Origin of the sequence: Thermoflexus hugenholtzii (assembly GCF_018771565.1) — a bacterium.
GTDB classification, from domain to species: domain Bacteria; phylum Chloroflexota; class Anaerolineae; order Thermoflexales; family Thermoflexaceae; genus Thermoflexus; species Thermoflexus hugenholtzii_A.
In genome coordinates this window covers 503314-524106 of the sequence record NZ_CP076326.1, presented here as the reverse complement: position 1 = coordinate 524106, position 20793 = coordinate 503314, and the positions used below count along the sequence as shown (strand labels likewise).

Sequence of the window (20793 nt, the reverse complement as noted above, 5' to 3'; positions counted from 1 at the left end):
ACTTTACCGTGGATCGCACTCCCAGGACTGTTCATCAGCGCTCTGTTCGCAAGGTGGATGCCGACGGAAGTGATCGGGCTGGCCGGGGCGCGGGCGCTGCTGTGGGTTCTTGGGCCACCAGGGATCCGCTACCTCCTCCCCTCATTGGCCCTCTGGGGCATCGGGATCGCGGCGGCCGTATCCTCTCATCCGAACCGGAGCCGGCTGCATCGTCTCGGCGCGGGAGCGATGATCTATGGGCAGCTGGCGCTGCTGGCCCTGCTGGTGATGGGAGGGCAGATCGTGATGATGGCCTCCCGCCCATGGGCCGTGGCCCTCGGCACGGAGAGCCGGGCGGATTATCTGCGCCGGAGCCTCAGCGGCTACCGGGCGATGGAATGGGCGCGCGCTCGCCTGAGCCCGGAGGAACGGGTCCTGTTGATCGGCGACACGCGCCATTACTATTGCCCGAGCCAGTGCTTCCCGGAGACTGATCATTTCACCTGGCCGCGCATCGTATGGGCAACGAACTTCGATCCGGAGGCAGCCGCTCGCCGTCTGGCTCAGATGAGAATCACCCATCTCTGGATCCATCACGGCACCATGAAATGGCTCCTGAACCACGACCCGGGAGGCTGGGTGCGGCGCAGCGACGAATTCCTCCGCGTTCGCTTCGCCCCCCGTTGCGCCCGCCTCGAATACGCCGATGAAGACGTGGAGATCCTGCGCCTGACCTGCGTGGGAACGCAATGGATGGGAACGCGAGGCACAGCTCAAAGGATGGCCTGGTGAGCGGGAAACGTTTGCGGGTGTATCCATGGTTGATCGGCGCTGCCCTGTGGGGGGTATGGGCTGGAGAGGTCCTCACCCGTCAGGGCTGGCAGAGCGGTCTGGGTCCGATCCTGGGCAGCGATTTCATCACCCTCTACGGCGCGGGGCTCCTCTACCGTCACCACCCGACGCGCCTGTATGATCCGATGTTCCAAGCCCAGATCCAGGCGATGCTGATCGCCCCGACCCCCTATCCGGGCCTGAACCCATTCATCAGCCCGCCCTATGTCGCCATGGCCTGCGGCCTCCTCACGCTCCTCCCCCTGAAGAGCGCTTTCGTCCTGTGGAACGGGCTCACCTTGGCCTGGACGTTGCACGCCGCCGCGGGCCTCCGAAAGCTGCTCCCGGAGGATGTCCGTCAGGCTGCAAGCGCCCTCCCGCCCATCCCCGTGCTGTTGCTTTCTTTCTTCCCGTTCGTGGCCGGCTGGCGGGTGGGGCAGAACCACGGGCTTACGCTCTGGCTGGCAACATGGCTGCTGATCAGCAGTCAGGCTGGACGGCCGGCGCTCGCCGGCCTGATTGCCGGGCTGATGCTTTACAAGCCCCAGTTCGTGATCGGGTTCCTGATCCTGTGGATCACGTGGAAGGAGCTTCGGGCCCTCGCCGCCTTCGGGGCGATGGCCTCCCTGTGGCTCGGGCTGAGCCTCCTCAGCGGAGGAGGTCCGCTCTATGGAGAATACCTGGCTCGAAGTTCCCTCCTGCTCTCGCTCCCGTGGGTGGAGGGCTTCCCGGCGTTCGCCCTCATCACACCGTATGGCCTGCTTGCCACCCTCCTGCCCTCCGAGGCCCAGCCGGCTTTGCAGGCTGCTTCCGCCCTCGGGCTCCTGTTGATGGGGCTCGGGCTCGCCCGCATCGCCGCCCCATTGCGGAACCTGCCCCGGGAGCAACAGGCCCCCGCCTGGATGCTTGCCCTCCTTTACCCACTCCTGGCCTTTCCGTATGCCCTGCTGCATGATCTGATGTTGCTCGCGCCCATCCTGGCCCTGTGGGCCGCTGCCCGTCCTTCCCCTCGGTGGCTCCAGACAGCGATCGGAGTGTACCTGGGGGGACTCTTCATGCCGTTCCTCGGTGCCCTCACCCGCCTTGCCCTCCCCTCCCTGCTGCCCATCGGGGTGCTGATCGCGATGGCCCGAGAGGGCCTTCTCCAACCCAATCTGAGGAGGACCCCTCCCCCATGGCCCGGCTTCTGATCCCTGCCCGCCTGCGCTACGCCTGGATCGCCGGGATCGCCCTGTGGGGCGGATGGCTCCTGAGCGGGCTCGGCGGCTCCGGAAACCTGGACCTCGCCGGCCAGGTGATCGGGACGGATTACCTCCAGTTTTATGCCGCTGGATGGATGATCCGCTATGGGCAGGCGGCCCGCCTCTACGATCCGGAGGCCCAGCTGGCCGCCGAGCGGGCGATCATCGGGCCCCACCTCCCGGCCTATCACGCCTTCCTCAACCCGCCCTTCTTCGCCCTCCTCTTCGTTCCGCTCTCCCTTCCGCCTTACCCGATCAGCTTCGCGATCTGGAGCGCCCTGCAGCTCCTGCTGCTCGCCCTCAGCCTGCGAGCCCTCCGGCCCGCCGGCTTTCTTCAGGCCACCGCCTGGGCCCTCACCTTCCTCCCGGTCTTCGCCTCGGTGAGCTTCGGGCAGAACGGGCTCCTCAGCCTGGCCCTCCTCACCGGGGTCTGGCTCCTGTGGCAGCGAAACCGCCCGATGGCCGCCGGCGCCCTCTCCGGCCTGCTGCTGTATAAGCCCCACCTGCTCCTCGGGCTTCTGCTTTTCTACCTGGCGGAAGGCCCCCGGGGCCGCCGCGCCCTGCTCGGGCTCTTCCTCACCGGAGCCGCCCTCGCCGCCCTCTCCGGGCTCCTGCTCCCGGAGGCCACCCGCGCGTATCTGGACCTGGTCCAATCGGTCTACCCGGACCTTCCGGGCTGGAAGGAATTCCCCCTCTGGCATCTGCACAGCCCACGGGGGTTCTGGCGGCTGCTGCTGCCGGGGCAGCCCCGCCTGGCCGATGCCCTCGCCCTCCTCTCCGCCCTGATGGCGGCCGGGGCTGCCTTCCGCTTCTGGCGTCGCCATCGGGAGGACCCCCTGCGCTTTGCCGCCGCGGTGGTCCTCACCGTGTATCTGACCCCGCACGCGATGATCTACGACTGGTCCATCCTGCTGCTCCCGGCCCTCCTGCTTTGGGAGCACGCCCCCGCCGCCCGCCCGGCCCTGCGCGCGGCCTTCGCCCTGGTCTGGATCGCCTTCTTCCTCGGAGCGCCCCTCACCGCCTGGATGGCCCGCCGCATCGGCTGGGGGATACAATGGACGCTGCCAGCCCTCACCGCGGCCGGAGGCGAGGTGAAGCGTTCGCTTCGCGAAGAGGTGGGCGGATGAACAACCTGCGCGTGTCGATGCGGATGGGCGGGCTGCTGAAGCTGCTCCTGGTCGCCGCGGGCCTCGCCATCCTGGTCGGGGCCACGGCCTCGCTGTTCGACGCGCCCGCCCTGCGGAGAGACGACGACTTCGGTATCCTGTGGGGATCGGCCTACCTCCACCGAACCGGAGGGAACCCTTATTCCCTCGGGGATCTCAACCGCATCCTCAAGGATATCGGCCACGAGCCGATCCCCCAGGAAGCCGTGGCGCTCATGTGGTATGCCCCATATGCCTTTGCCGCGCTCTTTCCCTTCGCCCTTCTACCGTATCCCATCGCTCGCGCCCTCTGGTTCTGGCTCAGCCTGATCTCCCTTGCGGCGAGCTTCGCATGGATCTGGAGACGCTATGCCGGCCCATCTTCCAGGATATGGATCGCATGGGTGTTGGGGTTCTTCTTTTTCCCCACGCTGACGATGTGGCTTAAAGGTCAGATCGGATGGCTGATCCTGCTCGGGTTGATCGGGCTGGTGATCTCTCTGGAAAGAAACTCTCCCATCGGCGCCGGCCTTGCCCTCCTTCCGCTCCTGTTGAAACCCCACCTGGTTTATCTGGTATTGCTGGTCTACCTGCTATGGGCGTGGCGCCAGCGTTTCGGGGCAGCCGTGGGGATCTCCGCGCTGGGATTGGGGATCGCCACCGCCATTGCATGGATCCTGAATCCCCATGTTCTTCCACATTATCTCCAGGCCATGCGCTCTCACGCGCCTCTGGGGTGGGCAACCCCGACCACCGGCTTCATGCTGCGGCTGCTGCTGGGCCTGGATCGCGCCTGGCTGAGCTTCCTCCCCATGATCCCGGGCATGGCCTGGGCGGCCTGGCGCTGGCGCGCCCGGCGAGCGCGCTGGAGCTGGATGGACGAGATGCCCCCGCTGATCATCGCCTCGATCCTCACATCGCCCTACGGATGGAGCTTCGATTGGGTGCTGATGATGTGGCCCCTCCTTCAGGTAGCCGCAGCCATCGCTCAGGCATCGAAACCCGCCTTTGCAATCGGCGGATATGCGGCGTCAATGATCGGGATCAACCTGCTTGGATTTTTCACGTATCTCTTCGCCTACCCATATTTCTGGGGAGATGTCAGCCAAATCTGGATGCCGTGGATTATATCCATAAAATATCTCATGTTTCGCAGGTTTCTAACATACAGGAAAATGAAAAATGCGTTTGTAAGCTGAAGCGAGGACGCCCTGCGCGCCGCGGATCGTGGAAACCTGCCCGGAGGCGGATCGCTATGGCGCTTCGAATCTACCGCGTGATCCGCTGGCCCCTCCTGCTCATGGCGGGGATCGCATGGGTCATCCTCCTGGGACGTGTCCTCACCTCGCCCGGCTTCATCCGGGTGGATGATTTCGTGGAATACTGGGCGGCCGGCCGTCTGACCCTCGCCGGCGGCAACCCCTACGATCCGGAACAGGTGCTCCGCCTCGAACGGGAAGCCGGACGCCCGCTGGAGGAAGCCGTCATGCTGTGGAACCCCCCATGGGTCCTGGCGCTCCTCGCCCCCTTCGGCGCGTTGCCCTATCCTCTCGCCCGCAGCCTATGGTTTCTCCTTCAGATGGCAGCCCTCGCATGGGGCGGAACGCAACTGAGTCGCTCCCTCCGCATCGCGCTCGCGCGGCCGTGGGGGGTCTGGGCCCTGGTCTTCACCTTCGCGCCGGCGCTCCACGCCCTCAAAGCCGGGCAGATCACGCCGCTGATGCTGCCCGCCCTGGTTGAGGCGATGCGCGCGTTCCCGCGCCATCCTTTCCGGGCCGGACTCTGGTCCGCCCTCCTGCTGGTGAAGCCCCACCTGGTCTATCTTGTGCTCCTGACGCTGCTGGCCGAATCCGTCCGGCAGCGGAAGCCCGGCTTCGCCCTCGGGCTGTTCGCCGCCGCGGCCGGGGCCTCCGCCCTCTCCGGGCTCCTGCACCCCCCGGTCTTCGCCCAGTATCTCCACGCCTGGCGACATTACCCGCCCGCCGATTGGGCCACCGCGACCCTGGGGGGCTTTCTGAGATTGCTGATCGGCCCCTCGTATGTGGTCCTCCAGTTCCTTCCCCCGCTCGTCGGCCTGGGGCTCTGGCTGCGCTATCGCCCTTCCATCCCGGAGATCCCCTTGTGGACGCTGATCTCCCTGGCAACGGCGGCATACGGCTGGACCTTCGACCTCACGCTGGCGCTCGTCGGTCTGATCCCCGCCTTCTACCATCTGATTTCGCATTCTCCTGCGCCCCGACGCCTCAGACTGATTCTGGCATATGGGATCCTGGACGGGGTCCTCCTGTTTACCTCCATGTCTCAGATCTTCTACTTCTGGGCAGGCTCAGCGCTGCTGGGCTGGGCCCTCCTGGCCCAACGCGGCGCTGCGATGCCGAAGTATCCTCCGGAGTAAGGAGAAAAGGAAACGCTATGCAGGCCCACAGGATGAGCGCTTCCATCGACCTCCTCTGGCTGATGGTGGTTCTGGCGGCCTTCGGGGTGCTGGTCTCGCTGGTGCCGCTGCCCCCGAACGATTTCTGGTGGCATCTGAAGATCGGGACGCTCATCCTCGACGAGCGGCGCATCCCGGCCACGAACATGTTCGGCTGGACCCTGCCGCCGGATGCGCCTTTCACCTACGGGGCCTGGCTGGGGGAGGCGCTCCTCGCCCTGCTGTATCGGGCCGGGGGGCTTCCGCTCCCCACCTTCGCCCGCAACCTGCTGGCCCTCGCGGCCTTCGCCCTCATCGGATGGGAGGCGAGGCGGCGGGGCGGCTCCGGCCGCCTGGCCGCCCTGGCCCTCACGCTGGCCGCCGGCATGTCCCTCAACAACCTGGTGCTGCGCCCCCAGATCTGGTCCTGGGTGCCCTTCGCGGTTTTCTATCTCCTCCTGTCCCGCTTCCGGGAGGGCGCCCTGCGCCCGAAGGCTCTCCTCGCCCTCCCCCCGCTGATGGCCTTCTGGGTCAACGTCCATGGGGCCTTCATCCTGGGCCCGGCCTTGCTGCTCCTCTTCCTCGCCGGCGGAGCCCTGGAGGCGCTCCTCGGGCAGCGCCCGCTCTCCACCCTGCGCCCCCTGGCGGGCGCCGCCGCTCTCGCCTTGCTGGCCCTGCTCCTCAACCCGCAGGGCATCGGGATCCTGGGCTACGTCCACCGCCTGCTCACCGACCGGCCCAGCCAGACCCTGGTGGTGGAATGGGCCTCCCCCACACCCCACGGGATCGCCAACGTCACGTTTTACGGGAGCATCCTGGTGTTGCTGCTGGCCCTCGCCTGCTCCCGTTACCGTCTCTCCCCCACCGAGGCGTTGCTGATCGTCGCCTTCCTCTGGCTGGCCTGGAACGGCCAGCGCTATGTGATCTGGTTCGGGATGGTGGCCGCCCCCATCCTGGCCCGGCTGCTGGCCGGGGCCCTGCCGCCGTGGCCCTGGCCCAGCCCCCCGCCCCGCCCGCTGAACGCCCTCCTCGCCGCCCTGCTCTTCCTGCCGGTCCTCGCCGTGCAGCCCTGGTGGGTGGAGCGGATCCCCCTGCCGGAGGCCTACTGGCGACAGGTGTGGCGGGGGCACCCCGTCGGGCCCCTGGTCGGGGTCGAGACGCCGGTGGACGCGGTGGAATACCTCCGGGCGCACCCCGGCGGGCGCCTGTTCAACGAGATGGGCTATGGCAGCTATCTGATCTGGGCCATGCCGGAGCAGAAAGTTTTCGTGGACCCCCGGGTGGAGCTCTACCCCTACGAGCTGTGGCTGGACTACGTCCGCATCTCTCACGCGTCCCGCTACCACGAGCGGCTCACACGCTACGGGGTCGATCGCCTGCTGATCGACAAAGTTCTGCAGGAGGAGCTGGCCCGGGCCCTGGAGGAAGATCCCCGCTGGGAGAAGGAGTTCGAAGGGGCGCGGGCCCAGGTGTGGCGGATCCGACAGGGGCGACCCGGCGGGTCATCCCAGCCTTCACGTCGAGGAAGCCACGTTCGAGGACCACGCAGGCCCAGATAAAGCAAATGAAATCACAAACCCGGAATATCTTAACGACATTCGAGCTCCACAAAGACAATCTCGCCCAAGAACTCTCAACCTTTATTCCAGAAGATAGACATTCCCAATCCTTTTATTCCTGCAATTATGATAAAGAGAACGGTCAGCGGTGAAGAATACACCGTTAACTCGATTTGCCAATGCGATGTAAATAGCATCATATATCGTTTTCTGATTTAATTCTTTTGCAATTGTATACGCCGAAAAATAGAGATCATAATCCTCATCAGCGATCTCCACAGGCAAATCAAAAGCGGCTTGAAGGATCTTTTGCTCCTCAGGCAACCGAGTAAGGGTAGCAATCTTGCGAATTCCGCTTCCCACTTCACAAAGCCATAAGTGAGGAACATAAATGACAATCCCTTCTTCCACCAGACGCCGCAATAGCGAGATAGCAGCCTGATGAAAAGGACTAGGAAGCACTGCATAGATTGCGATGTTCGCATCAATAACTGCTGTCGAGGTCATTGAATCGTTCCTCCCTAATCTCACGGATCAAAGCACTGATATCCGCTTCGATCGGAAGACCGCCTCGCTCATGCAGGACACGCGTGGCGATCCTGTGAGCTTGCTCGATGCGTTCCAGCCGATCTTGCACGTCGCGTGCAAAGGGCTTGTGAACGGCCAGCGCCTGGTCCAGGAGCTCTCGCACCAGATCGGAAAGGCTGCGCCGCTGCTGGTCCGCCAGCATCCGGAGGCGTCGATGCTGCTCTGGGGTGAGTCGGATCTGCACCCGATGCATCCGATCTCGCATCGCTTTCCCCCTCTCATTCCATACAGATGGGCCGATCGCTGTATCCATTCTCACAACCCGACGAAGGGGTCCAGATGGAAATTGTAACCCGGTTGCCCATGGACTTCAGGACGAGGCCGGGCGGCTGAACCTTCGAATCACGAGCCGCACTGGCCTGCGTTCACCTCCTGCCTTACGCCCAGCGACCTTGCGCGATGGCGATGAGGTCGGCCAGGATGCCGAAGGCCGTCTGGGCCGGCTCAGGCTCGTGCTCGATGAGGGTGAGCTGCTTCAGGGTGTCCGTGCGCAGGGTGATCACGGAGGAGGTCCCCCGCACGTGGGCCAGCAGGTCCTCCAGAGGGACGGCCTCCGGGGCCACCCGGGCCCGCACCGCCCCGTCCGCCGAACGCTCCGCCGTGCACACCAGCTTGATCCGCCGCCCCTCCCGCCGCGCCGCCGCCAGGTCCTCCGGCCCGATCCCCCGGATGCCGGTCCGCTCCACCGCATCCGGCCGCAAGTCCGCGTCCATCCACACGTTGGCCAGCACGCAGGTCTTGACCGCCGCGTCCCATCCATCGATATCGTTCGATGGATCGGCCTCGGCGATGCCGATGGCCTGGGCCTGCCGCACAGCCTCCTCAAAGGGGATCCCCTCCTCCATCCGGGTGAGGATGAAATTGGTGGTGCTGTTGAGGATGGCGCGGAAGCCCAGGATGTGGGTGGCCGGCAGCCCCTCGCGGACCAGGCTGAAGAGCGGGGCGCCGTCCATGACCGTGGACTCGAAGAGAAAGGCCCGACCGCGGGAGCGGGCGAGGTCCCGCAGCTCCCGGTAGGCGAAGGCCAGGGGGCCCTTGTTGGCGGTGACCACGTGGCGGCCGGCGCGCAGGGCGGCCCGCACGTGATCGGTGGCCGGCTGCCCGGCGCGGGGATCCAGGACGGTGATCTCCACCACCACGTCGGCGGGGCACTTCTCGATGAAGTCCAGGGTCTCCCGGGGCGCCGGGCTCCGGCTCAGGGCGCTCAGATCCCCGCCCCCTTCGGTCACTTCCAGGGCCGCGGCCAGATCCAGCCCCTCGGGATCCCAGGCCGCCCCCCGGCGGGCGGTGATGATCCCGGTGACCCGCATGTCCACCGCATAGCGCTGGAGGATCTCCTCGCGCTTGCGCAGGAGCAGCCGGGCGAAGGCGCGCCCCACCGCCCCGAACCCGATCAACGCCACCCGCTGAACCAGGGCCATCGTCGAAGACCTCCTCAGGAAAGGGGTTGTGGAAACGAGTGTAACATGACCGCCGAGGGCGCGGCTTCGAGGATCCGGCCTGCCGACCGGTGGGGACGACCCGGCAGGTCCTCTTTGTGGAACCAGTGCGAGCCGTGCTCAGGAGGACAGGAATGACGGAAGAGGAGTTGCTGGCGCGGATCGCTGTGGATCCACGGGTGATGACGGGGAAGCCGGTGATCCGGGGGACCCGGCTCACGGTGGAGCACATCCTAAGTCTGCTGGCCAGCGGAGCGACCGTGGAGGAGATCCTTCGGGAATATCCGGGGCTGACCCGGGAGGATATCCGGGCGTGCCTGCTGTTCGCAGCGAAGGCCCTGGCGGACATCTCGTTCGTGCCCCTCACGGAGCGCCCGGCGTAGGCCCGGACGGCGCGCCCCTTTCGTCGGCTTCGCGCAGGGCCTGGGTGTAGCGGCGGACCGCCTCGTAGGTCGGCCGGGGTCGGAAGTCCAGGTCCAGGAAGGCGTAGCCCTCCAGGATGGGGTCCTCCCGCCAGGGATAGCGCAGCGCCCACATGGCCACCACCGGGCACCACGGCCAGTTCCGGCGCGCGTATTCATAGGCGCGCACCGTGTAATCCGCCCGCACCTCCGGCGGGAGGCCGTGATCGTATTCGGGCGCTTCGTTCCAGCCGGCCTCCGTGATGTAAATCGGCCGATCGTCCCCGTAGGCCCGCATGAGGGCCCGCATCAGCTCCACACGACGGAAGTTCAGGCGCCCGGGGTCCGGCGGCTCCTCCGGCGGGTTCCCGAACCCGTAGGGATGCATCGCCCAGCCGTCGAGATACGCCGCGATGCCCTGCGCGTAGACCTCCCGCAGGAACCGCAGGTCGTTCATTGCGCGCGGGGAGTCCTCCAGGGTGGGCGCCGGCCCGCCGGCCAGCACCGGCACCTCCGGCGCGGCCGCCTTCACCTCCCGGTAGACGGCCCGCATCACCGCCACGAAGAAGGCGGGGTCCGGCGGCCGATCGCCCCACTCGATGTAGAGATTGGGCTCGTTCCAGATCACCAGGGCGGCCACCTGATCCCGATAGCGGGCGGCGAAGGCGGCGGCGAACCGGGCGAAGGGGAGGACCGCCTCCGGCCCCAGGTAGGTGGCCGGGGCGCGCCAGGGGCGGGCCCAGGCCGGCACCATCCCCAGCCGGGCGATGACCCGCAACCCCTCCCGCCGGGCCAGGAAGATCCGCAGGTCGCTGTGGGACCAATCGAAGCGGCCGGGGGCCGGCTCCAGATAGGGCCACGGGAAGAACTCCACCACCCAGTCCGCGCCCATGGCCCGGGCCATCTGAAACGTGCGGTAGATGCGCGCGGGATTCGCCTCATCGGTCACCCGCGTGTGGACCCCCACGACGGAAGGCCGGGGGGCCGGCGCGTGAGGCGGATCCAGGCGGAGCCGGGGCGGCCCGCTCGATGCGGGGATGCTCCCCAGCGTCATCAGGAAAGCCGCCCAGAGCGCGGCCCGCCCCCCGATCCGGGATCTCCGGCCCGCGCTTTTCCCGCGCGCCCTCATCCGGGGACCGCTCCGATGTCCGGCGGGCGCAAGGGCAAGCGGATGGCGAAGGTGGTGCCCCGGGCGTCGCTCTCGACCTCGATGCGCCCGCCGTGGGCTTCCACCGCCAGCCGGGCGAAGGCCAGCCCCAGGCCGTGGCCCCGACGGCCCAGCAGCGTCTCGAACCGGCTGAAGATCCGCTCCCGCTGCTCCGGCGGGATGTAGGAGCCGCTGTTGAAGACGGCGAGGACCACCGCGTCCGCCTGAACTTCCATGCGGATGCGGATCTCCCCGCCGACGGGGGTGAACTTCTCCGCGTTGGAGAGCAAGTTCCACAGCGTCCGCGCCATCAGCTGTCGGTCCGCCCACACCGGGGGCCGCTCCGGGGGGAGCTCCAGGGTCACCCGGAGCCGCCGATGTCGGAAGGCCGGGCTCCATTCCTCCACGGCCTCCCGGGCCAGCTCCCCCAGATCCAGCGGCTGGCGCTCCAGGGGCATGCGCCCCGCCTCCAGGCGGGCGAGGTCCAGCAGGCTGTCGATCAGGCCATGCAACCGTCCCAGCCCCCGCAGCGCGACCTGGACCAGGGGCCGGGCCTCGGGGTTCAACTCGGGGAGGGAGCGCAGCTCCTCCAGGGCCAGGCGGATCGGCCCCAGGGGGTTCTGCAGATCGTGCATGAGCATCCGGATCATCTCCTCCCGCAACGCATCCCGTTCCCGCTCCGCAGTGATGTCCCGGAACAGCAACAGCCATCCGCTCCCCGTCCCCGGGAGCTCCTCCCGGACCGGGGCGCAGAGGACGGCGAAGGCCCGGGAGCCCTGGGCCCCGGGCCAGGAGATCTCGATGCGGAAGCCCTCCCGACCCTGGCGGAGCTGCCGGATGCCCTGAAGGAGGGCCCGGGCGGCCCCGGGGGCCCGCCGCCCCAGCGCGCGCAGGAGATCCGGCAACGTCCTCCCGGGCGGAAAACCCACCGCCTCCGCGAGCAGACGCTGCGCCGCCGCGTTCCATTGGAGGATCTGCCCCTGGGCGTCCAGGAGGAGCACGGCGTCCTCCATCGTGGAGAGGATGGCCTCCAGGCGACGGTTCGCCTGCTGGAGCCGGGCGCGCAGCTGCGCGCGCTGCAGCGCCAGGGCCGCGTGCTGGGCGATGGCCTGGGCGATGGCGCGCTCCCCCGCGTCAAAGGCCCGGCGTCGCCGGCTGTCCCACACCTCCACCACGCCCAGGGGCTCCTCTTCCGCAAACAGCGGGATCATCAGGACCGACCAGCCCCCGTAGCGACGGAGGAGGACCCGCTCTTCCTCGAACGGATCCGGCGGGTCGTCTGCGTAGAGCACGCGGGGCTGCCGCGCCTCTAAGGCCGCCCACTCGGCAGGGATCTCCTCCCGGCGATAGATCACCCCCAGGTCGGAGACCCGCTCCAGAGGGTTGGCCGTCGGCGCGTAATACTCGGCAGCCACCTGCATGATCCTCCGCTCCAGATCCACGGTGAGGAAGTAAGCGCTGGTCCCCTCCAGGGCTTCGCAGAGGGCGGCGGCGATCTCGGTGAGGATGGGGCCGGGCTCGTCGGAGCGCAGCAGGGCGCTCACCGCCCGGTAGAGCATCGTTTGTTCTCGAAGGTTGCGGGCGTAGCGCCGGAGCAGACGGCCGCGATCGAAGGCGATGCGCAGCAGCGTCGCCAGCAGCTCCGTCGGCCGCCGGAGCGCCTCCCCCAGGGCCTGCGCCTCCGCCGGGGCCTCCAGCTCCATTAGGGCCATCAGGGCGCCGGAGGCGTCCCGAAGGGGCAGGACCGCGCGGCCGGCGGAAGGGGCTCCCTCCGCCGGGAAGAGATAGAGCCAGTCACCCTGCCGGTATCGCTCCAGATGAGGATCGTTACGCAACCACGGCTCGAGATCCAGATGGCGCAGCGACGCTGCGCCGCGGCTCTCCCCCTGCGCCAGCACGTTCCCGGACTCATCGAAAGCCCAGCAGCGCGCCGCGCGCCATCCCAGCCGGACGAAGGCCTCCGCCACTTCCTGAAGGGCCTCCTCCGGCTCCGGGTGTTGCTGAATGGCGAGATAAGCCTCGTAGAGGGCGATCAGGCGGGCCCGCTCCTGACGGACCCTCTCGTAGGTCTGCGCCGCTTCCAGGCCCAGGCCGATGGTCCCCGCCACCGCCAGCATCAGGGTCTCGTCGTCCGGCGTGAAGGCATACGGTTCGGGGCTCTGGGCGTCCAGAACCCCCCATGGCCTCTCCCCTTCGATTTCGAAGATGGGGACGGCCAGCTCGGAGCGGGTGGTCGGATCGCCCACCACGTAATCCGGATCGCGGGAGACGTCCGGCACCCGCTGGGGCTCTCCGGTCCGGAACGCCCGCCCGGTGATGCCGCGGTCGATGGGGAGGACCCAGGGATAGTGCTCCGACTCCGGGCTGTGCCCCTCTCGGGCCCAGGCCCGCAGCTGCCCGGCGGCCGGCTCGTGGACGAAGATGGCCACCCGCGGCCATCCGGCCTCCTCGCGGATGATGCGGACCACCTCGGGGAGGGTGCGGGAGAGATCGGGGCTGGCGGCCATGGCCCGGGCGACCCGGAAGAGGATCAACACGGTGCGGCTCAGGTAGCGCTGCTGCTCCAGGGCGTGGAGGTGATGGAACCGCGAGGCGAGGGGCTCGGCGGCGAGGCGAGCCAGCTCCCGCTCCTCCTCGGAGAACCCTTCCCCCGATTCCCGCCAGAGGATCAGCCCGCTGGCCCCGCCCCACGGATCCGGAAGGGGAAGGACCAGCGCCTCGCGGATGACCCGTTTGCCCTCTGGATCCAGGGGGATGGGCTCCGCGAACCGCAACGCCTGCGGAAGGCGCTCCGCCGCCCCGAGGATCCCGATCGGGACGGCAGGGAGCAGTCTGGGGAGGAGATCCGAGGGAGGCTTGCCCGGGGGAGCCTCGTGCCAGCGTATCGGCTGCCCCTGGGAATCCAGGCGGACCCAGAGGGCGCCGTCTGCTCCCCACGCGCGGCGGCAGATCTCCAGGGCATGGGCGAGGGGAGCCTCTGCGGTCCAGGCCTGATCCAGGGGGTGGAGCAGCTCCTGGAGCCGTTGCAGCCGCCGGAGCCGGTCTTCCAGCTCCTCCAGACGCCGCAGGAGTTCCCCATGAAGCTGATCAGGTGCTGCATCCATGGGGAGGACCTCCGCCATCGCGATGGCCGGAACCCACGAAGGGAACCTTCTCCCTCCTCAACGGCCGCCCGACGTCCTGAAGCCGCCCCCGCCGATGGGGGTCGTTTCCCGCGGGCACACCTTCCTGTGGAAAAGCCGGCGCGCCGACGGCGCGTTCCCCAGGCGATGGGCGACGCATGGTTTGTCCTCCAGTATGGAGCGGAATCCCCCCTGCCGCAACATCCGGGGCTTTCGAAGGCCTTCGCGCCGATTGAAATCAGACTCCTCAGGCGCTCCGCGCCAGGCGTCGGCCTCCGCCGACGCCCAAACCCCCTCCCGGTCGGCGCAGGCCGACCGTCGGCCGAAGGCCCCTGGAGGCCGAATTCATTCGGCGCACAAGCTGACCATCGGCTGAAGGCCTTCGCGCCGATTGAAATCGGCCCTCTTAGGCGCTCCGCGCCCCGCGTCGGCCTCCGCCGACGCAGGGAATGTTTTTCGGTCGGCGCAGGCCGACCGTCGGCCAAAGGCCCCTGGAGGCCGAATTCATTCGGCGCACAAGCTAACCGCCGGCCGAAGGCCTTCGCGCCGATTGAAATCGGCCTTCCAAGGCGCTGGCGCGCCGGGCGTCGGCCTTCGCCGACGCAAAAGATACCTCCCGGTCGGCGCAGGCCGACCGTCGGCCGAAGGCCTCTTGAGGCCGAATTCATTCGGCGCACAAGCTAACCGCCGGCCGAAGGCCTTCGCGCCGATTGAAATCGGCCTTCCAAGGCGCTGGCGCGCCGGGCGTCGGCCTTCGCCGACGCAAAAGATACCTCCCGGTCGGCGCAGGCCGACCGTCGGCCGAAGGCCTCTTGAGGCCGAATTCATTCGGCATGCAGGCCGGCGATGCCCTCCTGGGCGGCGCGCAGGAGGTATCCTTCCGCCACCAGCCGGCAGGCCCGTTCCATCCACGGCGCCATCACCGTGTCGGCCTCCAGGAAGGGCACGTGCTGGCGGAGGAGGGCGTAGGCCGCCGCCGTCCCCTTCCCCATCCGCAGCGGACGACCGGCCTGCCGCCGGCGCAGGTCGATGGCCTGGCCCGCCGCGAACAGCTCCGCAGCCACCACCCGCTGGGCGTTGCGCAACACCATCTCCGCGTGGCGCACGGCCGTGGCGCCCATGCTCACGTGATCCTCCGTGTTCGCCGAGGAGGGGATCGTGTCCACGCTGGCCGGGTGGGCCAGCACTTTGTTCTCCGAGGCCAGGGCCGCCGCCGTATACTGCACCAGCATGAAGCCGGAATGCAGCCCCGGCTCCAGGGCCAGGAAGGGAGGATACCGCCCTTCGTTCTCCGCCGGATCCAGCAGCCGGTTGAGGCGCCGCTCCGAGATGTTGGCCAGCTCCGCCAACCCGATGGCCAGGTAATCCATGGCCAGGGCGATCAGCTCGCCGTGGAAATTCCCCCCCGACAGGACCGTGGGCTCCGCTTCCCCTTCCTCCCAGAAGATGAGCGGGTTGTCCGTGGCGCTGTTCAGCTCGATCTCTAAAGCCCAGCGGGCGTAGGCCACCACGTCCCGCACTGCGCCGTGCACCTGGGGCATGCAGCGCAGGGAGTAAGCATCCTGCACCCGGGAGGGGCGCTGGGGATCGCTCAGCAGCTCGCTGCCCTCTAACAGCGCCCGCAGGAACGCCGCGCAGTCCATCTGCCGGGGATGGGGCCGCACCCGGTGGAGGCGCTCGTCGAAGGGGACAGCGGATCCCTCCAGGGCCTCCAAGGTCATCGCCCCCACCACGTCCGCGGTCTGCACCAGGATCTCGGCGTCGTAAGTGACCAAGGCGCCGATCCCGGCCATGAAGGCCGTCCCGTTGATCAGGGCCAGGCCCTCCTTGGCCTCCAGCCGAAGCGGCCGCAGCCCCGCCGCCTCCAGGGCGGCCGCCCCGGGCAGCCGCCGGCCCTCCACGATGGCCTCCCCCAGGCCGATCATCGGCAACGCCATATGGGCCAGCGGCGCCAGGTCCCCGCTGGCCCCCAGGGAGCCCTGGGCCGGGACCACGGGATGGACCCCCCGGTTGAGCATCTCGATGAGCAGCTGGAGGACCTCCGGGCGGACCCCGGAGTGGCCCCGGGCCAGGGAGTTCAGCCGGGCCACCATCATCGCCCGCACCTGCTCCTCCGAGAGCTCCGGTCCCACCCCGACCGCGTGGCTCTGCAACAGGTTGTGCTGCAGAAGCGACGCCTGCTCCGGGGAGATGCGGATGTTCCGCAGATGTCCGAACCCGGTGGTCACCCCGTAGATCACCGCCCCCCGGGCGAGCAATCGCTCCACCGCCTCCCGGCTTCGTCGGACCCGAGCCCAGGCCTCGGGGGCCAGGGCCACCGGGCGCCGTCCCCGGGCTACCGCCACCACATCCTCCAGGGTGAGATGTTCGCCGTCCAGCTCCAGCGCCGTCATCGACACGGCCTCCTGTCCTTCGGGGATCCCTGCCCCTCTATGGTAGCCCGGCTTTCCCTTCGGAGAGAGGGAACGGGATCTCGACCGTCGGGGCGCGGCCCCGCGGCGTTCCCTTCCCTCCTTGACCCTGGTGGTATAATCGAGTTAAGAACCCTGAACGAGATGGCGTCGGCGGAACGAGCCGGGGGAGGCTGCGATGATTGAGGTGGTGATCGACAGCATCCGCGCCAGCCTGATGTCCCAGCACCGGGTGATCATCCTGCGGGAGCGGGAGAGCGACCGTTACCTTCCGATCTGGATCGGCCCCTATGAGGCGGAGGCCATCAACATCGAGCTGCAACAGATCGAGGTGGCCCGCCCCCTCACCCACGATCTCCTCAAGAACGTGATCACCGAGATGGGGGGGACGGTCCTCTACGTGGTGGTCAACGATCTCCGCAACGACACCTTCTACGCCCGCATCGTGATCCAGATGGACTCCCGGCGCCTGGAGATCGACTCCCGTCCCAGCGACGCCATCGCCCTCGCGGTCCGGGCCCGCGTGCCTATCTATGTGGATGAGGACGTGATGGAGCGGGCGGGGGTCAACCCGCGGGAGGAGGAGATCGAGAGCGAGAGCCTGGAGAGCCCCGAGGCGAAGCTCGAGGAATCTCCCTTCCGCGATCTGATCGAATCCCTCGATCTGGACGACCTGGGCGAGGGCGGGGAGGAGTGAGGGCCCCGCCGGAGATCGCCCGGGCCGCTCCCCCGGGGACCAGGCCGCCGCCTCTTTCCCCGCACCCGAAGGCCGGACCGCGCGGAACCGCAACCCCCGGCTTTCCCGAGCGTCCGCAGACCCTCAGGGTCCCAGACACCCGGATTCGGGGGGAGAGCGGGCGGCCGGTTCGCGTCTCGACCGCCGGCGTCCCGTGTCGTGCGCGCGCCCGGCCTCCCCGCCCGGAGCACCGCAACGGGAGACCCTCGGGCCGCGCCGACGAGCCCGATGAAAGGGTGCTGGAGGGAGCTGAAAATCCCCCCATGCGCCATTGCCACCCGGCAGGAGGAAGGGATGACCACACCGGAGCTGGCCGAGCGGGTGCCCCTGGCTCCCCACAACCTGGAGGCCGAGGAGGCCGTCCTGGGGGCGGTCCTCCTGGACCCCGAGCTCATCCACACGCTGGCGACCATGCTGCGGCCGGAGGATTTCTTCCTGGAGAAGCACCGCTGGATCTGGGAGGCCTATCTGGCCCTCCACGACCGGCGGGAGGCCATCGATCCGGTCACGGTGGCCGACGAGCTGGAACGCCAGGGACGCCTCCAGGAGGTGGGCGGACGGGGCTTCCTCATCGGGCTGGCCGCCCGCGTCCCCACCACAGTGCACGCCCTGGATTACGCCCGCCTGGTGGAGCGGGACGCCATCCGGCGGCGCCTGCTGGAGGCCGCCACCCAGATCGCCCGCATGGCCTACGAGGAGCCGTCCGGCGAAGTCGACGAGCTGCTGGACCGGGCGGAGGCGGCCCTCTTCGCCGTGGCCCAGCGCCGCCTGATCCGCGACGTTCAATCGATCCGCGACCTCCTGCGGGCCTATTACGAGCACATTGAGTATCTCTACGAGCACCGGGGGGAGCCCCTGGGCATCCCCACCGGCTTCCGGGACCTGGACCGACTGCTGGGGGGGCTGCAGCGCTCCGACCTGGTGATCGTGGCCGCCCGGCCCGGGGTGGGGAAGACGTCGCTGCTGCTCTCCTTTGCCCTCAACGCCGCCAAGCGTTACCGCCAGCGGGTGGCCATCTTCTCCCTGGAGATGTCGGCGGAGCAGGTGGTGCACCGGCTGGTGACCCAGGAGACGGGGATCGAGGGCCAGCGCCTGCGGCTGGGGGAGCTGCGGGAGGACGAGTGGCCGCGCTTCGTGCACGCGGTGAGCACCCTCTCGGAGCTCCCCATCTGGATCGACGACACCCCGGCCATCTCCGCCCTGCAGCTGCGGGCCAAGGCCCGGCGCCTCTACGCCGAGCACGGGCTCGATCTCCTGATCGTGGATTACCTGCAGCTGATGACGGCGGACATCCGGGCGGAGAACCGGGTGCAGGAGATCTCCTACATCTCCCGCGCCCTCAAGAGCCTGGCCCGGGAGCTCAACATCCCCGTGGTCGCCGCCTCCCAGCTCTCCCGGGCCGTGGAGCAACGCCACGACAAACGGCCGATCCTGGCCGATCTACGCGAGAGCGGCAGCATCGAGCAGGACTCGGACGTGGTGATCTTCATCTACCGGGACGAGATCTACAATCCGGAAACGGATCGCAAGAACATCGCGGAGATCATCGTGGCCAAGCACCGCAACGGGCCGATCGGGACCGTCGAGCTGTATTTCCGACCACAGCAAGCCCAGTTCGTCGATCTGCACAAGCAGGAGATCCGGCTGTGACGAGGGGGAATGAGGCGAGGCCTTTCGCCGGCTTCCCGGGCGGCAAAACCCGCACGGTGCCCATCCCGGAGGCTTTCTTCACCGAGCTGCTCCCTCGCATCGATCACCCGGGGGAGCTGCGGGTGACCCTGGTCTGCTTCTATCATATGGCCCGCCGCAGCGGCCCCCTGCGCTACGCCCGGCGCTCGGAGCTGGAGGCCGACCCCGCCCTGACCGCCGCCCTCCCCGCCCACGAGATCCGCGAGGGCCTGAACCGGGCGGTCGCCCGGGGCACCCTGCTGCATGTGCGGATCGAGGAGGATGGGCGGACGGATGACCTCTACTTCCTGAACACGCCACGAGGGCGTCTGGCCTACGAGGCCATCCGACGGGGCGAGCGCCCGGCCTCCCTCGAGCTCGGCGAGTCCGCTGTCCTGGTCGCCGACCGGCCGAACCTTTTCGCCCTTTACGAACAGAACATCGGACCCCTCACCCCATTGATCGCCCAGGAGCTGGAGGAGGCCGCCCGGACCTATCCGGCGGAGTGGATCGAGGAGGCCCTCCGCATCGCCGTCTCCCGCAACGTCCGCCGCTGGTCCTACGTCCGCCGCATCCTGGAGCGCTGGGCAACCGAAGGCCGGGAGACCGGAGGCCTGGATGAAGCATATTGGCGACGTGCTGCCGAAACCTGGAAAAAGCGCCGGCGATGAGACCCGGGATGAGCTCCCGGGCGCTCCATCGTTGGAGAGCTCAGAGGCCTGCCCGATCTGCGGCGGGCTGGGCTACATCTCTTACGACGTGCCACCCGGCCATCCTTTGTTCGGCCGGGCGATCCCCTGCGCCTGCCAGACGGAGCGCCAGGCCGCAGAGTTCCGCCAGCGGATCCAGGCGGCCGGCCCCCTGCGGGCCCTCCAGGACAAGCGCTTCGAAAACTTCCTCCCGGACGGGCTGGGCCTCCCCCCGGACCAGGCCCGGAGCCTGCGGCGCGCGTATGAGCGGGCGAGGGCCTTCGCCGAGGACCCGCAGGGCTGGCTGGTGCTGCGGGGCGGGACCGGGTGCGGCAAGACGCATCTGGCCGCCGCCATCGCCCATCGCCTGCTGGAGCGGGGGGTCGCCGCCCTCTTCATCCCCGTCCCCGACTTGCTGGACGAGCTGCGGGCGGCCTTCCATCCGGAGGCCGAGGTCTCCTATGAGGAACGGTTCTGGCAGCTGCGGGAAGCCCCCGTCCTGATCCTGGACGACCTGGGGGCGCAGCAAAGCACGCCATGGGCTCAGGAGAAGCTGTTCCAGCTCCTGGACTGGCGATACAACGCCCGCCTGCCCACGGTGATCACCACCAATCTCTCCCTGGAGGCCTTCGAGCCCCGCCTGCGTTCCCGCCTCCAGGACGCCCGGCTGGTGGAGATCGTGCACATCCTGGCCCCCGATTTCCGGCGGGGCGGTCCCACCGCGGGGCCCGATCTGAACCTCCTCCCCCTGCTCCAGGAGATGACCTTCGAGACCTTCCGGGAGCGGCCGGAGCTCTCGCCTCGCGAGCGCGACAACCTGCGGGAGGCGATCCGCATCGCCCGGGCCTACGCGGAGCACCCCCACGGCTGGCTGGTGCTGTTCGGCCGCTACGGCGCCGGCAAAACGCACCTGGCGGCGGCCATCGCCAACGCCGTAGCCGCCCGCGGGACCCCCGTCCTCTTCGTGGCGGTCCCCGACCTCCTGGACTGGCTGCGCGCCGCCTTCCACCCCCGGAGCGACGCGCCCTACGACCGACGCTTCGACGAGGCCAAGCTCGTCCCCTTCCTGGTCCTGGACGACCTGGGGCTGGAGAGCGCCACCCCGTGGGCCCGGGAGAAGCTGTATCAGCTGCTCAACTTCCGCTACCTGGCGAAGCTGCCCACGGTGATCACCACGGCCATCCCCCTGGATCAGCTGGAGAAGCTGGATCCGCGCATCGCCTCACGACTGAGCGATGAGACCCGGGTGACGGTGATCACCCTGGAGATCCCTCCCTACCGCACTCCTCTCCCCCGCCCCGAGTCCCGCCGCAGGATCTGAGCGAGTAGCGGGAAGTTGCAGCGAGGGCTCCGCTTTGTATAATTCCCCTTCAAAATCCGGCAGGGCGGATGGGCGCCATCGCCCTGCCGGGCCTCGGCGGTTC

Annotated in this window: 17 protein-coding genes; 11 read left to right on the top strand and 6 right to left on the bottom strand. The window is 68.5% G+C overall.

Features of this window, described 5'->3' with window-relative positions; all coding sequences use genetic code 11:
* Window positions 1-57: 57 nt before the first annotated feature.
* The 6 genes from KNN16_RS02490 to KNN16_RS02465 are packed head-to-tail and all read left to right on the top strand — an operon-like array spanning window position 58 to window position 7168.
* On the top strand, window positions 58-771 hold the full coding sequence (locus tag KNN16_RS02490) for a hypothetical protein (protein WP_303898546.1): 714 nt from the start codon (window positions 58-60) through the stop codon (window positions 769-771).
* Entirely contained in the window at window positions 768-2000 is a 1233-nt protein-coding gene (locus KNN16_RS02485; protein WP_303898544.1) for a glycosyltransferase 87 family protein, read from the top strand. Before KNN16_RS02490 ends, KNN16_RS02485 begins: the two co-directional genes overlap by 4 nt.
* The gene (locus KNN16_RS02480) at window positions 1985-3178 is read left to right on the top strand and encodes a glycosyltransferase family 87 protein (protein WP_303898542.1); all 1194 of its coding nucleotides are present in this window, start codon (window positions 1985-1987) and stop codon (window positions 3176-3178) included. The genes KNN16_RS02485 and KNN16_RS02480 overlap by 16 nt, the downstream gene beginning before the upstream one ends.
* Window positions 3175-4395 (top strand): glycosyltransferase 87 family protein, encoded by a 1221-nt coding sequence (locus tag KNN16_RS02475; RefSeq protein ID WP_303898540.1) that lies wholly within the window; start codon window positions 3175-3177, stop codon window positions 4393-4395. Before KNN16_RS02480 ends, KNN16_RS02475 begins: the two co-directional genes overlap by 4 nt.
* A 56-nt stretch (window positions 4396-4451) precedes the next feature.
* Entirely contained in the window at window positions 4452-5591 is a 1140-nt protein-coding gene (locus KNN16_RS02470; RefSeq protein ID WP_303898539.1) for a glycosyltransferase family 87 protein, read from the top strand.
* Window positions 5592-5623: 32 nt separating this feature from the next.
* Entirely contained in the window at window positions 5624-7168 is a 1545-nt protein-coding gene (locus KNN16_RS02465) for a hypothetical protein (RefSeq protein ID WP_303898537.1), read from the top strand.
* Between the two features lie 81 nt (window positions 7169-7249).
* Here KNN16_RS02465 and KNN16_RS02460 read toward each other — a convergent pair whose 3' ends face one another.
* From KNN16_RS02460 to KNN16_RS02450, 3 genes are all read right to left on the bottom strand, one after another.
* Window positions 7250-7675 (bottom strand): type II toxin-antitoxin system VapC family toxin, encoded by a 426-nt coding sequence (locus tag KNN16_RS02460; protein WP_303898535.1) that lies wholly within the window; start codon window positions 7673-7675, stop codon window positions 7250-7252.
* Window positions 7653-7961, bottom strand: coding sequence for a ribbon-helix-helix protein, CopG family (locus KNN16_RS02455; RefSeq protein WP_303898533.1), 309 nt, complete (start codon window positions 7959-7961; stop codon window positions 7653-7655). Before KNN16_RS02455 ends, KNN16_RS02460 begins: the two co-directional genes overlap by 23 nt.
* Window positions 7962-8133: 172 nt before the next feature.
* Window positions 8134-9177, bottom strand: a complete 1044-nt coding sequence (locus KNN16_RS02450) for a homoserine dehydrogenase (protein WP_303898532.1) — start codon at window positions 9175-9177, stop codon at window positions 8134-8136.
* A gap of 152 nt (window positions 9178-9329) precedes the next feature.
* On the opposite strand from KNN16_RS02450, the gene KNN16_RS02445 reads away from it, so the two are divergent.
* Window positions 9330-9578, top strand: a complete 249-nt coding sequence (locus KNN16_RS02445; protein ID WP_303898530.1) for a DUF433 domain-containing protein — start codon at window positions 9330-9332, stop codon at window positions 9576-9578.
* Here KNN16_RS02445 and KNN16_RS02440 read toward each other — a convergent pair.
* The 3 genes from KNN16_RS02440 to hutH form a co-directional block, all read right to left on the bottom strand.
* The gene (locus KNN16_RS02440; protein WP_303898528.1) at window positions 9559-10650 is read right to left on the bottom strand and encodes a hypothetical protein; all 1092 of its coding nucleotides are present in this window, start codon (window positions 10648-10650) and stop codon (window positions 9559-9561) included. The genes KNN16_RS02445 and KNN16_RS02440 overlap by 20 nt on opposite strands.
* Window positions 10651-10721: 71 nt before the next feature.
* On the bottom strand, window positions 10722-13847 hold the full coding sequence (locus KNN16_RS02435) for a GAF domain-containing protein (RefSeq protein ID WP_303898527.1): 3126 nt from the start codon (window positions 13845-13847) through the stop codon (window positions 10722-10724).
* A gap of 842 nt (window positions 13848-14689) precedes the next feature.
* Complete coding sequence (hutH, locus tag KNN16_RS02430; RefSeq protein ID WP_369685869.1) at window positions 14690-16264, bottom strand: histidine ammonia-lyase; 1575 nt, start codon at window positions 16262-16264, stop codon at window positions 14690-14692.
* 190 nt (window positions 16265-16454) lie between these two features.
* Between hutH and KNN16_RS02425 the strand changes: the two genes are divergently transcribed.
* From KNN16_RS02425 to KNN16_RS02410, 4 genes are all read left to right on the top strand, one after another.
* Complete coding sequence (locus KNN16_RS02425) at window positions 16455-16973, top strand: bifunctional nuclease family protein (protein WP_273096771.1); 519 nt, start codon at window positions 16455-16457, stop codon at window positions 16971-16973.
* 333 nt (window positions 16974-17306) lie between these two features.
* Window positions 17307-18662, top strand: a complete 1356-nt coding sequence (dnaB, locus tag KNN16_RS02420; RefSeq protein ID WP_303898522.1) for a replicative DNA helicase — start codon at window positions 17307-17309, stop codon at window positions 18660-18662.
* On the top strand, window positions 18659-19351 hold the full coding sequence (locus KNN16_RS02415) for a DnaD domain-containing protein (RefSeq protein ID WP_303898520.1): 693 nt from the start codon (window positions 18659-18661) through the stop codon (window positions 19349-19351). The genes dnaB and KNN16_RS02415 overlap by 4 nt, the downstream gene beginning before the upstream one ends.
* Complete coding sequence (locus KNN16_RS02410) at window positions 19299-20690, top strand: ATP-binding protein (RefSeq protein WP_303898518.1); 1392 nt, start codon at window positions 19299-19301, stop codon at window positions 20688-20690. Before KNN16_RS02415 ends, KNN16_RS02410 begins: the two co-directional genes overlap by 53 nt.
* Window positions 20691-20793: the final 103 nt, after the last annotated feature.

Bases quoted from the DNA above. Each gene is read 5' to 3' on its own strand.
- KNN16_RS02490 (WP_303898546.1), top strand. From the start codon at position 58: ATGCCGACGGAAGTGATCGGGCTGGCCGGGGCGCGGGCGCTGCTGTGG.
- KNN16_RS02480 (WP_303898542.1), top strand. From the start codon at position 1,985: ATGGCCCGGCTTCTGATCCCTGCCCGCCTGCGCTACGCCTGGATCGCC.
- KNN16_RS02475 (WP_303898540.1), top strand. From the start codon at position 3,175: ATGAACAACCTGCGCGTGTCGATGCGGATGGGCGGGCTGCTGAAGCTG.
- KNN16_RS02470 (WP_303898539.1), top strand. From the start codon at position 4,452: ATGGCGCTTCGAATCTACCGCGTGATCCGCTGGCCCCTCCTGCTCATG.
- KNN16_RS02465 (WP_303898537.1), top strand. From the start codon at position 5,624: ATGAGCGCTTCCATCGACCTCCTCTGGCTGATGGTGGTTCTGGCGGCC.
- KNN16_RS02460 (WP_303898535.1), bottom strand. From the start codon at position 7,675: ATGACCTCGACAGCAGTTATTGATGCGAACATCGCAATCTATGCAGTG.
- KNN16_RS02455 (WP_303898533.1), bottom strand. From the start codon at position 7,961: ATGCGAGATCGGATGCATCGGGTGCAGATCCGACTCACCCCAGAGCAG.
- KNN16_RS02450 (WP_303898532.1), bottom strand. From the start codon at position 9,177: ATGGCCCTGGTTCAGCGGGTGGCGTTGATCGGGTTCGGGGCGGTGGGG.
- KNN16_RS02445 (WP_303898530.1), top strand. From the start codon at position 9,330: ATGACGGAAGAGGAGTTGCTGGCGCGGATCGCTGTGGATCCACGGGTG.
- KNN16_RS02440 (WP_303898528.1), bottom strand. From the start codon at position 10,650: ATGACGCTGGGGAGCATCCCCGCATCGAGCGGGCCGCCCCGGCTCCGC.
- KNN16_RS02435 (WP_303898527.1), bottom strand. From the start codon at position 13,847: ATGGATGCAGCACCTGATCAGCTTCATGGGGAACTCCTGCGGCGTCTG.
- KNN16_RS02425 (WP_273096771.1), top strand. From the start codon at position 16,455: ATGATTGAGGTGGTGATCGACAGCATCCGCGCCAGCCTGATGTCCCAG.
- dnaB (WP_303898522.1), top strand. From the start codon at position 17,307: ATGACCACACCGGAGCTGGCCGAGCGGGTGCCCCTGGCTCCCCACAAC.
- KNN16_RS02410 (WP_303898518.1), top strand. From the start codon at position 19,299: ATGAAGCATATTGGCGACGTGCTGCCGAAACCTGGAAAAAGCGCCGGC.